17 protein-coding genes and 3 pseudogenes are annotated in these 14926 nt (G+C 55.1%); 9 read left to right on the forward strand and 11 right to left on the reverse strand.

Annotation, left to right across the window (positions count from 1 at the left end):
- Nucleotides 1-91 precede the first annotated feature (91 nt).
- From modA to KVG95_RS09515, 8 genes are all read left to right on the forward strand, one after another.
- Nucleotides 92-850: a molybdate ABC transporter substrate-binding protein gene (gene modA, locus KVG95_RS09480; protein ID WP_217855937.1), complete on the forward strand. Its 759-nt coding sequence runs from the start codon at nt 92-94 to the stop codon at nt 848-850.
- Entirely contained in the window at nt 851-1531 is a 681-nt protein-coding gene (gene modB, locus KVG95_RS09485; RefSeq protein WP_217855939.1) for a molybdate ABC transporter permease subunit, read from the forward strand.
- A gap of 3 nt (nt 1532-1534) precedes the next feature.
- Nucleotides 1535-2614: a molybdenum ABC transporter ATP-binding protein gene (gene modC, locus KVG95_RS09490; protein ID WP_217855941.1), complete on the forward strand. Its 1080-nt coding sequence runs from the start codon at nt 1535-1537 to the stop codon at nt 2612-2614.
- Between the two features lie 76 nt (nt 2615-2690).
- Nucleotides 2691-3728: a DNA topoisomerase IB gene (locus KVG95_RS09495; RefSeq protein ID WP_217855943.1), complete on the forward strand. Its 1038-nt coding sequence runs from the start codon at nt 2691-2693 to the stop codon at nt 3726-3728.
- 58 nt (nt 3729-3786) lie between these two features.
- Entirely contained in the window at nt 3787-4044 is a 258-nt protein-coding gene (locus tag KVG95_RS09500; protein WP_038983179.1) for a hypothetical protein, read from the forward strand.
- 130 nt (nt 4045-4174) lie between these two features.
- Complete coding sequence (locus KVG95_RS09505; protein ID WP_008012835.1) at nt 4175-4405, forward strand: hypothetical protein; 231 nt, start codon at nt 4175-4177, stop codon at nt 4403-4405.
- 310 nt (nt 4406-4715) lie between these two features.
- Nucleotides 4716-5000 carry a hypothetical protein gene (locus tag KVG95_RS09510; RefSeq protein WP_123358501.1) on the forward strand — a complete coding sequence of 95 codons (285 nt, stop codon included), beginning with the start codon at nt 4716-4718 and terminating at the stop codon, nt 4998-5000.
- A gap of 47 nt (nt 5001-5047) precedes the next feature.
- Nucleotides 5048-5473: a hypothetical protein gene (locus KVG95_RS09515; RefSeq protein ID WP_217855945.1), complete on the forward strand. Its 426-nt coding sequence runs from the start codon at nt 5048-5050 to the stop codon at nt 5471-5473.
- A gap of 402 nt (nt 5474-5875) precedes the next feature.
- Here KVG95_RS09515 and tnpB read toward each other — a convergent pair whose 3' ends face one another.
- Nucleotides 5876-6154, reverse strand: coding sequence for an IS66 family insertion sequence element accessory protein TnpB (gene tnpB / locus KVG95_RS09520; RefSeq protein WP_225922972.1), 279 nt, complete (start codon nt 6152-6154; stop codon nt 5876-5878).
- A gap of 82 nt (nt 6155-6236) precedes the next feature.
- Here tnpB and KVG95_RS09525 point away from each other — a divergent pair.
- Nucleotides 6237-6893 (forward strand): annotated as a pseudogene (locus tag KVG95_RS09525) (efflux RND transporter permease subunit); the annotation flags it as partial.
- A gap of 16 nt (nt 6894-6909) precedes the next feature.
- On the opposite strand, the gene KVG95_RS09530 reads toward KVG95_RS09525, so the two are convergent.
- From KVG95_RS09530 to KVG95_RS09570, 10 genes and pseudogenes are all read right to left on the reverse strand, one after another.
- On the reverse strand, nt 6910-7686 hold the full coding sequence (locus KVG95_RS09530) for a metallophosphoesterase (RefSeq protein WP_217855947.1): 777 nt from the start codon (nt 7684-7686) through the stop codon (nt 6910-6912).
- Nucleotides 7687-7732: 46 nt separating this feature from the next.
- Nucleotides 7733-8086: an enolase C-terminal domain-like protein gene (locus KVG95_RS30115; RefSeq protein WP_367616744.1), complete on the reverse strand. Its 354-nt coding sequence runs from the start codon at nt 8084-8086 to the stop codon at nt 7733-7735.
- 2 nt (nt 8087-8088) lie between these two features.
- Nucleotides 8089-8727, reverse strand: a pseudogene (locus KVG95_RS09535) (enolase C-terminal domain-like protein); the annotation flags it as partial.
- Nucleotides 8727-9695 carry a DMT family transporter gene (locus KVG95_RS09540; protein ID WP_217855951.1) on the reverse strand — a complete coding sequence of 323 codons (969 nt, stop codon included), beginning with the start codon at nt 9693-9695 and terminating at the stop codon, nt 8727-8729. The pseudogene KVG95_RS09535 and the gene KVG95_RS09540, both read right to left, overlap by 1 nt.
- Nucleotides 9696-9705: 10 nt before the next feature.
- Nucleotides 9706-10488 carry a TIGR01458 family HAD-type hydrolase gene (locus KVG95_RS09545; protein WP_217855953.1) on the reverse strand — a complete coding sequence of 261 codons (783 nt, stop codon included), beginning with the start codon at nt 10486-10488 and terminating at the stop codon, nt 9706-9708.
- Nucleotides 10489-10499: 11 nt separating this feature from the next.
- Nucleotides 10500-10697: a hypothetical protein gene (locus KVG95_RS09550; protein WP_217855955.1), complete on the reverse strand. Its 198-nt coding sequence runs from the start codon at nt 10695-10697 to the stop codon at nt 10500-10502.
- Nucleotides 10691-11218 (reverse strand): hypothetical protein, encoded by a 528-nt coding sequence (locus KVG95_RS09555; RefSeq protein ID WP_217855956.1) that lies wholly within the window; start codon nt 11216-11218, stop codon nt 10691-10693. Before KVG95_RS09555 ends, KVG95_RS09550 begins: the two co-directional genes overlap by 7 nt.
- Entirely contained in the window at nt 11215-12195 is a 981-nt protein-coding gene (locus KVG95_RS09560; RefSeq protein ID WP_217855958.1) for an alkaline phosphatase family protein, read from the reverse strand. Before KVG95_RS09560 ends, KVG95_RS09555 begins: the two co-directional genes overlap by 4 nt.
- Before the next feature lie 651 nt (nt 12196-12846).
- On the reverse strand, nt 12847-13623 hold the full coding sequence (locus KVG95_RS09565) for an SIR2 family NAD-dependent protein deacylase (protein ID WP_367616737.1): 777 nt from the start codon (nt 13621-13623) through the stop codon (nt 12847-12849).
- Between the two features lie 104 nt (nt 13624-13727).
- Nucleotides 13728-14606, reverse strand: a pseudogene (locus KVG95_RS09570) (IS3 family transposase); the annotation flags it as partial.
- Nucleotides 14607-14926: the final 320 nt, after the last annotated feature.

The following is a 14926-nucleotide window of genomic DNA, read 5'->3' on the forward strand; positions in this document are numbered from 1 at the left end:
CGCTCTCTGCACCCGACAAGTTCCGTTTACAGGCAATTCGCTATATATTCCGCTATATAGCGTTTCATCTCGCCTGCCACGGAGCCGTTTCATGATCATTCGTGCCTCACGTTTTGCCCCCGCGTGCCTGTTCACTGTGTTCGCTTTCGGCTCCGCACAGGCGGACGAAGTCCAGGTCGCGGTTGCTGCCAACTTCACCGCGCCGATCCAGGCCATCGCGGCCGATTTCGAGAAAGACACCGGGCACAAACTGGTCACCTCCTTTGGCGCAACCGGCCAGTTCTATACCCAGATCAAGAACGGCGCGCCGTTCGAAGTGTTCCTCTCGGCAGACGACACCACCCCGCAAAAACTCGAGGCCGAAGGTGATACGGTCAAAGGCTCGCGCTTCACCTACGCCATCGGCACCCTGGCACTGTGGTCGGCCAAGGACGGTTACGTCGATGCCAAGGGCAAGGTGCTGAGCGACAATCAGTATCAACATTTGTCCATCGCCAACCCGAAAGCCGCCCCGTATGGCCTGGCCGCCACCCAAGTGCTGGCCAAGCAGGGCCTGACCGACAAGGTCAAAGACAAGATCGTTGAAGGTCAGAACATCACTCAGGCCTACCAATTCGTTTCCACTGGTAATGCCGAACTCGGTTTTGTGGCCTTGTCGCAGATCTACAAAGACGGCAAAGTCACCAGCGGTTCGGCCTGGATCGTTCCGGCCGATCTGCATGACCCGATCAAACAAGACGCGGTGATCCTCAATAAGGGCAAGGACAACCCGGCCGCCAAGGCACTGGTTGACTACCTCAAAGGTCCGAAAGCCGCCGCGCTTATCAAATCCTACGGTTACCAACTCTAAATGACGCTATCGAGTGCCGATTATTCCGCCATCTGGCTGACCCTGAAACTGGCGTCCCTGACAACTGTGATCCTGTTGGTCATCGGCACTCCGATTGCGTTATGGCTGTCGCGCACCCGTTCCTGGCTGCGCAGCCCGGTCGGGGCGATCGTCGCCCTGCCTCTGGTGCTGCCGCCCACGGTGATCGGTTTTTATTTGTTGCTGGCACTCGGCCCTAACGGCTGGATCGGTCAGCTCACCCAATCGCTGGGCCTTGGCACCCTGACCTTCAGTTTTGCGGGGTTGGTGATCGGCTCGGTGCTGTACTCGATGCCGTTCGTGATCCAACCACTGCAAAATGCTTTTTCCGCCATTGGCACTCGCCCATTGGAAGTGGCTGCCACCTTGCGCGCCAATCCTTGGGACACGTTCTTCAGCGTGATTGTGCCGCTGGCCCGTCCCGGCTTTATCACTGCGGCCATTCTCGGTTTCGCCCATACCGTCGGCGAGTTCGGCGTGGTGCTGATGATTGGCGGCAACATTCCCGACAAAACCCGCGTGGTCTCGGTACAGATCTACGATCACGTCGAAGCCATGGAATACGCCCAGGCTCATTGGCTGGCCGGGGCGATGCTGGTGTTTTCCTTTGTGGTATTGCTGGCGCTCTACTCCAGCCGTAAAACCAAAGCGGTCTGGAGCTGATCGATGATTCATACGCGTTTGAAACTGAATTATTCGGGATTCTCCCTGGATGTGGACCTGCAACTGCCTGGCCGCGGAGTGACGGCGCTTTACGGCCATTCCGGCTCGGGCAAGACCACCTGTCTGCGTTGCATTGCCGGCCTGGAGCAGGCCGAGCAGGGCTTTATTCAAATCAACGATGAAGTCTGGCAGGACAGCGACAAGAGAATTTTCGTACCGCCGCATAAACGCGCTTTGGGTTATGTCTTCCAGGAAGCCAGCCTGTTCCCGCATTTGTCGGTGCAGGCCAATCTGGAGTTCGGCCTCAGACGTATCCCTCGTCAACAGCGCCGGGTCGACATGGCACATGCCACTGAGTTGCTGGGGATCGGCCATTTGCTGGACCGCGATCCGCAGAACCTTTCTGGCGGCGAGCGCCAGCGAATCGGCATCGCTCGCGCCCTGCTCACCAGCCCGAAACTATTGCTGATGGATGAACCGCTGGCGGCGCTCGATACCCAGCGTAAAAACGAAATCTTGCCGTATCTGCAACGGCTGCACGATGAGCTGGACATCCCCGTGCTGTACGTCAGCCATTCCCAGGATGAAGTCGCACGACTCGCCGACCATCTCGTCCTGCTCAGCGATGGCAAGGCGTTGGCCAGCGGCCCCATCGGCGAAACCCTGGCCCGGCTCGATCTGCCGCTGGCGCTGGGCGACGACGCCGGTGTGGTGATCGAAGGACACGTTAGCGCCTATGACGCTGACTATCAGTTGTTAACCTTGCAACTGCCCAACACGGAGCTGAGCATTCGGGTCGCCCATTCGCCGATGGCTGAAGGCCAGGCGCTGCGCTGCAAGGTACAGGCGCGGGACGTCAGCCTGAGCCTGCAAGGCGTCGAGCAAAGCAGCATCCTCAATCGCCTGCCGGTCACGGTGATCAGTGAAATCGGTGCCGATAACGCCGCGCATGTACTGATCCGCCTGAACGCGGCCGGCACACCGCTGCTGGCGCGAATCACCCGCTATTCCCGGGATCAATTGGGCGTGCACCCCGGACAGCAACTCTGGGCGCAAATCAAAGCGGTGGCGGTGCTGGCATAAAATCTGTCGGCACCCCGGCAACGGTACGCGGTCAATGGCTTAACGCCCCATGATTCGTCGCCCAGGATTGCCCGCCATGCCAGATACCGCGTTGCCCGATGTTCTGCCGCCCGACCTGCATTACGTCGATGACAGCCAGCCCGGCATCACCCGCAAGCTCCTGCGCGGCAAATTTTGCTACTTCGACCCGGCGGGGCAACGCATTACCGATCCGGATGAAATCAAACACCTCAATGCACTTGCGGTGCCGCCCGCCTACACCGATGTATGGATTTGCCCCGACCCGTGCGGCCATCTGCAAGCAACCGGCCGCGACGCTCGCGGCCGCAAGCAATACCGTTATCACCCGCGCTGGCGGGAAGTACGCGATGCCGACAAATATTCGCGCTTGCGGGACTTCGGCCAGGCCCTGCCGAAACTGCGCAAACAGCTTGAAACTCTGTTGGCCGCGCCCGGCTTCAGCCGCGACAAGGTCATGGCCACGGTGATTACCTTGCTCGATGCGACGCTGATCCGGATCGGCAACACGCAATACGCCCGGGACAATCGTTCCTATGGCCTGACGACCCTGCGCAGCCGTCACGTCGAGGTCAACGGCAGCGCGATCCTGTTCCAGTTTCGCGGCAAGAGCGGCATCGAGCACCTGATCACCGTAAAAGACCGGCGCCTGGCGCGGATTATCAAACGTTGCCTGGAAATCCCCGGGCAAAACCTCTTTCAGTATCTGGACGAAAACGGTGAGCGGCACACCATCAGCTCCTCCGACGTCAACGCCTACTTGCAGACGCTGACCGGCGCCGATTTCACCGCCAAGGACTACCGCACCTGGGCCGGCAGTGCGTTGGCGTTGGCGGTGTTGCGCGAGCTGCAATGGGAGTCGGAAGCCGACGCGAAGCGGCATGTGGTGGAAATGGTCAAAAACGTCGCCCGGCAGTTGGGCAACACTCCGGCGGTTTGCCGCAAGTGCTACATCCACCCCGCAGTCGTCGATGGTTTCATGCGGGGCGCATTGTCCGAATTGCCGCGATCGAGGGGACGTAAAAGGCTCAGGGCCGAAGAAGTCGCGCTGGCGGTGCTCCTGGACAAACTGATCGAGACGGCCGAAACATCGTGAGGCGAACTAACCGACGAGCTGACCTGCCCATTTTTTTGCATGATTGCAAAGGGCTTCTATGCTTGATCTGAATACGAATAGCTTCGGTGACGCCATGGAAGACATTTTCGTTGTGAAACGCTGCAACAAGATCATTATTCATGGTCGCCGGGCCGGAGAACCCGATCACCCGCCACCCGACGCTGCCGTCTGGTATCGCATCGCCGATACCCGCACTCGCGGCTTCATCGGTGACGGCTTCGATCTTGAAGAGGACGCCGCACGCGAATGTCGACGGCTTAACGCGGTCAGCTCGCCGAAGTCCCGGCAAGCCTGAAGCTGACCGGTTTTATTTCCGGGTCTATACTCAAAGGAGCTGAAGGATCAGCACCCCACCGGCAGAAAGCTCGCTCCTCGCGGGCTTTTTGTTGCCCTTTGCCCGATTTCTTTGAACGGAGGTGTATGTCATGTCCGAGAAAGAGTCCATCACCACCCTGCTTACCCTGCTTGACTCCCGTCAGGCGCGCCTTGCCGCTGCATGCAAGGAAATCGCCGATTGGGTTGATAATCAAGGGGGGCATCCGACAGCCCTCAGGATTCGCGATCGTCTGAATGACATCGAGAAAGACACGCCGCAGATTCGCAGCGCGCTGTCTTCACTCAAACCTGTCGAGCCGCCGCTGCCTCGTTTCAGATGAGTCGACCCAAGTACTTGAGCCAGGCACAAAGCCCCATTCAGGGCACCTGAACGGTGACAATCGTCACCAGGCTTATACCTGCCTGCCTGTCATGCACTACACACCCACCCGGCCACATTTGCCGGGATTTTTTTGTTTGTGTCTTTTCCCATTTCACACGGCCTTCACAATTCATCCCCTACAGTGCATCCACTCCTTTCAAGAAATCCCCTGGCCCGCCCGCATGCGGGCCTTTTTTTTGCCTGCTTTATAGCGAACGAACGCCCTCGCCCGTCTGTCGAACGATTACACATCACGAAGGAGATGTCCCATGGTCACTCACTTCAAAGTCGGCGGGCATCTTGCCTGCGGACACAAAGGCAGCAAGCTGACTTCAAGCACCATACTGACTCGCGTGAAATGCAGAAGCTGCCGAAACACCGATGCATTCAAAGAAGCACGCAAAGCCGAACGCAACGCTGCCCGTCGCGCCGCACGTAAGGCCAAAGTCGCCCACACTGCCACTGACTGGCGCGCAGCCTGGACCCAGCGACTGATCGAAATGCCCGGTTTGCAAAGACTGCCGCGCGGTTTCACCGGCCAGCCATTCGTGTAGCTGACTCCCGAACCCCAAAACGGGGCGCTATAGGAGAGGAAATACCGATGAACAGACTTTTTCTGCTTCTGATCGTCTGCCTGTGCCCCACGTGGGTGATGGCGCAAGGGTGCGACGTCAAAACCCGATCCCAAAGCCCTTCAGTTCCCGTGATCGAAACACACTCCTGCTATGAATACGAAGGCATGCCCGTGGACTCTATAGATTGGTCCTGCAGCAACGAGAGCAAGGAAATGCTGACCAGCACCAAGAAAAAAGTCGCACAGTGCGGCGATCGCTATCGGGCCACCTGCCTGGGCACATTGACTGCAGAGGCGCTGGCCAACCCTCAGTCCATCAGCAAGGACAAGAACAGCAAACCGCTGAACATCCCCGACAATGCCCAGGTCATCACGTATTACTACAGCATCGAGAACCTGCCGCAGGCCAAGATCGATTGCGAAACCGGTGGTGGGAAATGGACGGAGAAGTAGGTGTTTGATGTGGATCTGTAGCAGCTGCAACGCGTGCGTCGGGGCTGAAATGCTTAACCGACTGGCATCGAGGAGGCAGAAACGACAAAGGCCTGCATGAGAAACCTCATGCAGACCTTTGATAAATATGGTGCGAAGCCGGAATCGAACCTTCCTCGTTGTCGCTGAAAATAAAGGAAATTTTTAAGTTCGAAAATTCCTGTACCTCTATGTGTACCCTCATTGGGGTTCCAATGATACGACTGGAACGCAGTGGGGCGCCGCGTATGGATTCTGTTGCCGCTGATGCGATTTTAACCCAGGCTGCCGGAATTCATTGACCTACCCAAACACTCAGCGAACGAAGTCTTTGCGCAGAATTTCAGATACCGCATATAGGTCAGTCAAAATCAGCAGCCTGGGTTAAAATCGCGTCAGCGCCAACACGTCGACCTCATCCGGCGAGGTTTTGAAACGTTCAGACTCCAGGCGCTTGAGCCAGAGACAGAAGCCGTTGCGCTCCCGGTACAACACTTTGACGCGGTTGCGATGGCGATTGAGAAAGACGAAAAGTACGGGGTCGAACACGGCAACTTTGATATCCAACTCGACCAGCGCAGCCAGGCCATCGATAGACTTCCGAAAGTCGACTGGTTTCGGGTAGAGGTACACTTTTTCAACGCTGGCGTTGGGACGCATCATGGTGCTGGCTCCTGAAAGAAATCGGGAGCGCAGCATCAGGCGTCAGCTATCGGCTTGGAATGTGGGGTTCGTGGATCGGATACTGAGCATCGGCACGGCAGTCGCGTTCCTTCAGGAACAGAGCGCGGCGCTGCGAACCGGATTCACCCACGACTGGCAAGCCGAAGCCCGACAGTTCATTCACGAAGGCAACGCTCTGCTCTATGCGTTTCTCTTCGCTCTGATCGTGATCTACATGGTGCTGGCGGCCCAGTACGAAAGCCTGATCGACCCGCTGATCATCCTGATCACCGTACCGCTCTCAACCTGCGGCGCATTGATCCCTCTGGCGATGGGGCTCGCCAGCCTGAACATCTACACGCAGATCGGACTAGTGACACTGATCGGACTGATCAGCAAACACGGCATCCTCATGGTGGAATTCGCCAACGAACTGCGCACCCTCAGCGGCGGCACCTCTGCCCAGGCCATCGTGCGGGCATCGCGCATCCGGCTGCGCCCCATTCTGATGACCGTCGCCGCGATGGTTGTGGGCTTGATCCCGCTGCTATTTGCTTCGGGCGCTGGCGCCAACAGACGCTTCGGCCTGGGCCTCGTGATCGGCATCGGCATCGGCATCGGCATCGGCATGATGACAGGCACCCTGTTCACGCTGTTCGTTCTGCCTGCGATTTATACCGTGCTGTCCCGGGAGGCCAGGCCGGTGGCAAGTCACACGTTGCAGCTTATGGAACAGTGAATGATAAGAGACTGGTTCAGCATCGCGGGAGTGAGCCCTCCAGTTCAACCTCTACCACTGCACTCACCAGACATTCGCCGTCCCAACGGTGCAGCATGAAGCCCGGTGCGCCATTGGCGTAGCAAATATCACCAGAGACCAGATTCAAAGCCAGTGGGCGAGCAACCGACGGGCACACAGCAACTGCTGTGGTATTCCACTTGGCAAAGATCGCCCTGTGGTAGTGCCCCGTCATGATGCCGACGACCTGATCGTGCGGTGCTATGACATTTGCCAACTCAACAGCATTTGTCAGATTGATCCTGTCCAGTCTGTCGACACCGCAATTGATCGGCGGGTGATGCAGAGCAAGAAGCGTAGGCGTAGACGAGTGTTCACGGAGAGTCGATGCAAGCCGGGAAAGCTCATCCCCGGACAAAAAGCCGTGTGACTCGCCCTGTACCGATGAGTCCAGACCGACGACCAAAAGCGAAGTATCACCCCGGCTTAGAAAATGGGTATTGCTCACGATCCCGCGCGGTTCAAGTACAACGCGCATATTTTCAATCAGGTCATGATTACCAGGCAAAACGATACATGGAATATCCGCCGACAGGTTTTCAGCGAAGGCCCGATACTCCGCGATCGATCCGCTCTCCGTAATGTCGCCTGTGAAGACGATAAGATCCGGTTGCTGTTGGAGCTTCGAAATCTGGCGAAATGTATTAGCCAGGCGTTCGATATTGGCAATCTTGGCTGTTGCGCAGTCGCTGCGCACGCCAATATGAATGTCCGTCACTTGGGCGATCAGCATCCGACACGACCCTCTGGAAAACGAAAGGTAAGGACAAGAAGCGCCATCATGAAGAGTGACCTCCCCAGTCAGCCATGGTCCCGGGACTTAAAACGCCGTCTTTGTAAGGCAGCGCCGGCTCACGATCATTCAGGTGCCATAACTGACTGTCCAGGTCGACGAAATCGGCATACGCCGCAATCAACATCCCAGGCGCCGCCGAGAGTGAAGTGCCACCCAGGCAGCCCACCATGACTTTGAGACCTTCTTGTCTGGCTTTATCGACCAGGTCGTAGCCCGCGGTGAGTCCACCACACTTGTCCAGCTTGATGTTAATACCGTCGTAATGGGCCGCAGCAATGCCGAAGTCATTGTCATCGGAAAAAGATTCATCGGCAAAAATGGGAATCGACGTCGAAATTTCAGCAAGGTGGTGATCATCACGCGCTGTAACGGCTGCTCAAGCATTTCGATATTGCATGCTTCCAAGACCGGAATGATGCGTTTTAAAAAACCGACACTCCACCCTCCATTCGGGTCAATGGTAAGACGTGCAAGAGGGGCAGCCTGTCGCACGATTTGTACGCGCTCAGCATCGTTTTCAAGACCACCTTTAATTTTCAAAATGGGCAGGTGAGCGGCAAGCTCTGCAGTCTTTTGCACCACATCTAAACTATCCAGGCCTATGGTATAGGCAATTGATACAGCAAGAGGCCGGGCGCGCGCCGCAAGTTCGTAAACAGGACGTCCTGCCACCTTGGCCTCAAGGTCCCAGAGTGCACAATCGATCGCACAGCGTGCAGGACCGGCGGGAAGAAGTTTCATCAACTCGACCCGATCAAACGAATCGCTGATATGCGCCTGGACTCGCCTGATCTGATCGATGACTTCTTGAGTGGGTCGCTCAAAGAATGAACTGTAAGGTGAGCACTCGCCGCGCCCGACGTGTCCGTGGCGAAAAACTTCAACAACAATGACTTCTTGGACCGCAATCGTCGAGCGTGCATAGCTGTAAGGATTTCTAAGCGCTCGTTCTTCGACAGTAAAGTTCAGGGTGGTCATCAACGAGAGCTCTCCATTGGATTTTTGACGATTTCAGGTGCCCGGCGAACATGATTGTAAGTGTTCAATAAGACCAGGATGGTGATCGCACTGACTGCAATGCTTGCGGCCGTGGTCATGGGGCTACGGCCGTCGACCACCTGCGCTATATAAGTGAGCACCGGCCCCATTGCCAATACCGTGCTGACCGTAACAGGTACACATTTTTTGATGCCAAATTGAATCAACAGAGTTGGAACGATTATACCAACGACCGCAATGGTCATAATCGCAGGGATGCTTGACCGCCAAGCAGTTATCTCTGCCGATGACAGGAATACAACGGCGTAGACAAAGCAGAGGACAATCAACAAATAAAACCTGTGGGCGGCAACCTGCACGGAACTCCAATTGTTACTATAGAGTTTCTTGCTGTATATCGTAACGCCCGTCAGACCTATGCCCGAGGCAATGCTCAGCGCAAGACCGGTCCATATGCCGGCAACGGATTCATTCGACGTTCCCGAAACGCTTGAAAGGCTGAGCAGCACGGTCACGGCCAAAATGCCTGAACCTACAATAATGTCAATCAGTGACCATTGACGATTATTTCTGATGAAGCGGTCCATGATCAATGCCGTCAGAGGACCTATTCCGGTAATAAGGCAACTGACAATCGTCGGCGCAATAAACTTCAACGCGAAATAAAAAGCAATCCACGCCACTGCACTGCACACATTCAGCAGAAGCAAATCTCGCCAGGACGAAATAAAGTCCGGCAGCGACCTGGACGTAATCGCGGCCTGTATATTGAAGTAGCCTGCAGCAATGATGAATGTGCAGACAATCAACACTGCCGGGTTCAAGTGACTGACCAATGAAGAGACATATACGGTTTTTGCCGCACTCATCAACACGGCAAGAAACACAGCAATAGCACCTATCACGTAAAGACTTCGCGTCGATGTGGAGGTTGAGCCTAATGACATGACAGGTACCTCAAGGGTAGCGAATTAAAAGGTTATCGAGCAGGTGCGGCAAATCAGCGATAGAGGACAGGCAATGGGTACCATGATGCTCGACAGACATTGATCCATTCGCAGACTTTCCGGTAAGAACCTGCACTGATCTGGCGCCGATGGCGTTCGCCCCTGCGAGGTCAGTGCTCGGGTCGTCACCGATGACCCATACCTCTTCAGCGCTGCACGCGATAGCCTTGAGGGCCATTTCAAAAAACAGCCGTGAAGGCTTTCCGGTCACTTCGGCAGTCTGTTGAGTGGCCAGTTCAAGGCCGGCAATGAATGCACCGCAATCCAGCTTCGGTCCGTCGACGTCATACCAGAACAGATTCTTCTGCAACGCAATAAGTCTGGCGCCGTTTCGAAGCATCAAAAACACTTCATTCAGATTGTCAAAACAAAACGCTCGGCCGATATCACTGATAACAACGTTATCAGGTCGCTCGTTATCAATGGCGATGCCATCGAAAAGTGGACGCACTGTTTCAGGCACCAGCAGATGGCTTGTCTGCCCCGGCATTTCTTTCAGAAAATCAACGCATGCCGTGGTGGCCGTCTGAATCTGTTGCGCGACAACAGGAAAGCCCAACGTTTGTAAATCAGTCGCAATCGCCTCAGGGGTCCGACCGGTTATATTGGTCAGAAAACGGCACTTTAGCCCGCTGTCCTGGGCGTATTCAATCGCTTTTACGGCGCCAGGAATAGCGATCCCCTGGTGTACTAATGTCCCGTCGATATCGATCAAAAGACCTTTGGGTTTCATGGTTTAGCCTCTTAAAATAAATATTTTTTTGACAGCATCAAGCCAGCGCAAGCGACCATGAAGCCACTGAATAGAAAGTTATAGCCTGACGCATTAACCCTGCGGAACAGCATCTGCCCGATAAACAAATACACCAATGCTGCGATAGCGGCGGAATACAGCGGCGTCAGGCTTGGCTCAAAAGTACCTGTTGCGACCAGAATCAACAATTGGGTCGCTGCAAAACAGGCGTACCCCAAAGCAATATTTTGCCGCACGAGTTTTTTTCTTCAAATGCTGATGAGCAATAGATCGACAGCAGACTCCCCCCCATGTTTGTCAACCCGTGCAATAACCCGGTAGTTGCCAGAGCCACATGGGCATGTTTTGAAAACACGGCGGACAGCCACCGTTTAGGGCCGCTGAATAATCTGAGCGCGCTACTCAAAATCAATAGCAAGGCCACCATCACCTCAATGTTCAACTTCAACAGTCCGCTCAGGTTGGCAATAAGCCCGAGCGCGAGGAACGGCAGACCGAAGAATACAAAAGATCGAAGGTTTGCGCGACCTACCGATTTGTCTATCAACAGTTGCAGAACACTGATGGTCAATGACGCGGGCAATAGTATGCTCAGCGCGACGGGGAACGTGTAACCCATGAAAAGCATTATCGGTGTACCGAATAACAACAAACCTACGCCAAATAACGACTGCACAACTGAAATAATTGCAATGATAATCAGGATCATTCTTCCAGTCCCTCGGATTTTAGTACGGTTTCGATAATTGAAGGCAGGGTCAATTCGCCCACCGATGAACATATAAATGCCGTCTGGCTTGCGTCTACCAATACTCCCCTGAGCCAGGGTGCAGGGTGGTAAACAGTGTGATCGCCGCCCTTGCAACTTCGGCAGACCAGTGTTTCTGAATGGCCGAATCGCAACCGTCCTTCGTCAGGTGGTTGGAGGTAGTAACTTGCTTTCCACGGATCGGAAATCTCAGCGGAAATCGCCTGAAGCAATGAGATCTTCGACAGACCAGACTGAGCCAATTGTTTGTTCAGCACCGCAATCTCGACATCAACGTCAAAACCGCGTGCATGCGCACGCTCTGAGTGAACGACCAAAAGACCATTTTCGGCAGGATGGAAAAAGGCGACGCTACGATCAGCGTCAAGGCTGCCATCCTGCTTCAACGCCATCCAGCCCGCATCGAGTAAATGACGGTTGGGATAGACATCCCATTTCAGCGGTGTCATTCCATGATCAGAATGAATAACGATTCGTGTATTGGTATTGACCAAAGGAAGCAGGTCGGTTCGCCACCGGTCGAACTCAAGCAATACATTGAACAGATGCTGAGATCCTGGACGGTCTTCAGGAGCTGTGGGGAATTCGTTTGCCAGTATCTGATGCGACAGCAGATCGATAACCGGGTAATAGCCGATGATCAGCTGTGCATCGTTGGCCTTCACCGCCCTTGTAATCTCGTCAGTGAAACTCGCATGCAATGGTTCCATGAGGTTGGCAAGGATCGACTCGGCGCTTCCCCCTCCGCCGTCCCTCAAGCGCCGTCCCAACAAGCCGACTTGATACAGTTTTGCCGGGTTCATCGAAACAAAAGCGGAATCCTTTTGCTCCTCATACATTGCGCTGACGGCTGAACCCGAAATCTCGACCTGCGAATAGCCATTCACGATACGACTCTCCTTCAGCCAGCTAAACATGCCTTGGCTCCGCCCGAGCGCGTGATTATGAGGTTCCTCACCCCCCTCTTTCCCTGCGCTTTATGAGACCTGAGCTACTCATACGGCAGTGGAGTCGATCATCCATGTGTCCATGGTTAATCAAACCCTGATCATTCAATCGGGTATGAGAACACTCAAGCATCTGATCAAAAGCTCCGCAATAACACCGTTCCCGAAACCGTTGGTTGATAGATCGTTGACCAAAGGCATGATCGTTCGGGCATGTTGAATCGCCCCTAGTTATTCAAAGACTCAATTCTTGAGCCCTGAATTATGCTCATCGGCGAACTGGGGAATTGCTGAAGATTAATATGCGCGATTTTTAACTAACGCAATTTTCCCTTTGAAGCTTCACCTGCCGCCTGTAATGGGGTAGGAGTAGTGGCTTTCCCAATGACTCACAACGTTGGAGTTAAAGTTCGTGAACGGGTGAATGATCGGGATCGCAGCAATGATGCTCGCGATGCTTCCTAGATAAGTGATGATCCCGGCACCGACTTTCACCGCTGGAGACAGTTTTTGAAACATTCGCTAAGCACAGGGCTGCGTCCGTCTGTGCAGAGGTTGTGGGCAGGCTCAGTGCTCGTCCCTGAAGATCATTGAATCCCGAACAACAGCCAAATAATTCCATTAAACAACTTCGCCGGGCATTGCGATCGGGGAGACGATTGCGGGGACACAAATCGCTGCGCGGCCAACTAGGGACATTTCCAGAGGGCTCTCAAGGGGAGTCTCCGTAGTATTGATATGCACTACGCGCGCGCCTGACTTGAGCGCAATTCTTGGGATCTCTGCCGCCGGGAATACCACGCCTGAAGTGCCGATAGACAGCAGCACATCACAGCCCTGCGCTGCCTGAACCGCCCGTTTCCAAACGGCGGTAGGCAAATCCTCCCCAAACCACACGACCCCAGGTCTCAGCTTCCCGTTACAACGCGGGCGGCGGGGTGGTTCAACGCTTAAGCCCTCGCTGACAAACTGGTGATCCAGAGACACGGAAGCTGGAGTTCGGTGACAAGCGAAGCATTTAGGCAGGTCGAGCGCACCATGCAAATGGATCACCCCGGACGATCCTGCCCGTTCGTGCAGGTCATCGATGTTTTGAGTGACCACGGTCACTTCTCGGCCAGTTTGGGCCAGTTGTGCAACGGCAAGATGAGCAGCGTTTGGGCTGGCTTGGGCGACAAGTGCTCTTCGCCACAAGTACCATCCCCACACCAGTGCGGCGTTTTCCCGGAAAGCATTCGCCGTCTCAAGCTTCTCCGGATCATAGTGGGCCCAGATGCTGGTCAATGGATCTCGAAAAGTGGGAATCCCGCTGTCTGCGGAAATGCCGGCACCGGTGAACACCACGATGCGCTTCGCTCCCGCTATAAGCTCAGCGGCGGCTTTGATTGTGCTGAACACGAGACCCCGGAAAACACTCGGTTGGAAAACACCTGCCGAAGCATTGAATGAGTATCTAAAATCTGTCCAACAATCCAGTGTTGCGACGACCGGTTGAATTCGCCCTGCGACCCTTGATCCGAGTGAAACAGCAGGCCCTGAGGTCTTCCTCGTTGCTCGTAAGCCACATCCAGCGCCTTGATAACCAGATCAGCGTCCGGCTTTTCCGACAGTGCCCAGCCCACCACTCGGCGCGTACAAAGATCCAGCACGACAGCCAGGTAATGCCATTTCCCCTGGGCCCAGATGTAGGTGATTGTCGCCGCACCAGACCTGGTTGGGTGCCGGAACATCGAACTCCCGATTCAAGATGTTCGGGATATCCAACCGTTCAACCGTCGCTCGTTTATAGGCATGTGATCCGGGCTGTTTACTGACGAGGTCAAGCTCGCGCATCAGGCTGCGCACTTTGAATCTTCCGAGCTGCTCACCGTCTTCACGCAGCATCGACAAGATGCTGCGACTGCCCGCAGCACTGCGACTTTGCGTGAACAGTTCATTGACCCGACTGCGCAGCCGAAGCCGCTCAACGTCGGGAGTCCGGCGCCTGAGACGCTGGGCGTAATAACACGAGCGAGTGACTTCAAACACCTTGCACAGCCAATCAACCGGCTCGTGGACACTCAGTTGGTCAATCAGCGCGAACGCTCGTGATCTTCCGACATCAAGAGCGCGGCAGCCTTTTTTAGGATGGATTTCTCTCGCTCAAGCCGAGCGATACGAGCTTCCAGTTCCTGGATTTTCTGCTGTTCCGGGGTCAGGGCTTTGCTCTGCGGAGTGACGCCTTGGCGCTCCTGCTGAACCTGATCAACCCAGCGACGCAGGGCCGACTCACCGACACCCAGTGAACGGCTGGCTTCGATGTAGCTGTAATTTTGCTTGAGGACGAGGTCGACAGCCTCGCGTTTGAATTCAGCAGAAAAGGAACGGCGTTGTTTGGTCATCTGACACCTCGATCTGGCGAGCATTCTCGCCTAAATGGGTGTCCGGTTTCATTAGACCACTACACCTTTACGGCCATTGGGTTGGATTAGGAGATAGAGACCGTCGCCGTCGAAAAGCTTGTAGGGACGGTCTGTTGGCTTGGCTAAACGGCAAGCAGCGTCGGTAAGCGGAGCAGTTGTGCGCGACATAAGGGTACTATCCTTAATCGAACCAAAGACTACCCCTAACTTTACCCTCTAAATGACTGGATTCCAGAAGAATGGACAAGAATCCGACGGAATGCTAAAACGAAAAAACCCGCCAGAAGGCAGGTTTTTCA

Origin of the sequence: Pseudomonas farris, from assembly GCF_019145235.1 — a bacterium.
In the GTDB taxonomy this organism is placed as follows: domain Bacteria; phylum Pseudomonadota; class Gammaproteobacteria; order Pseudomonadales; family Pseudomonadaceae; genus Aquipseudomonas; species Aquipseudomonas farris.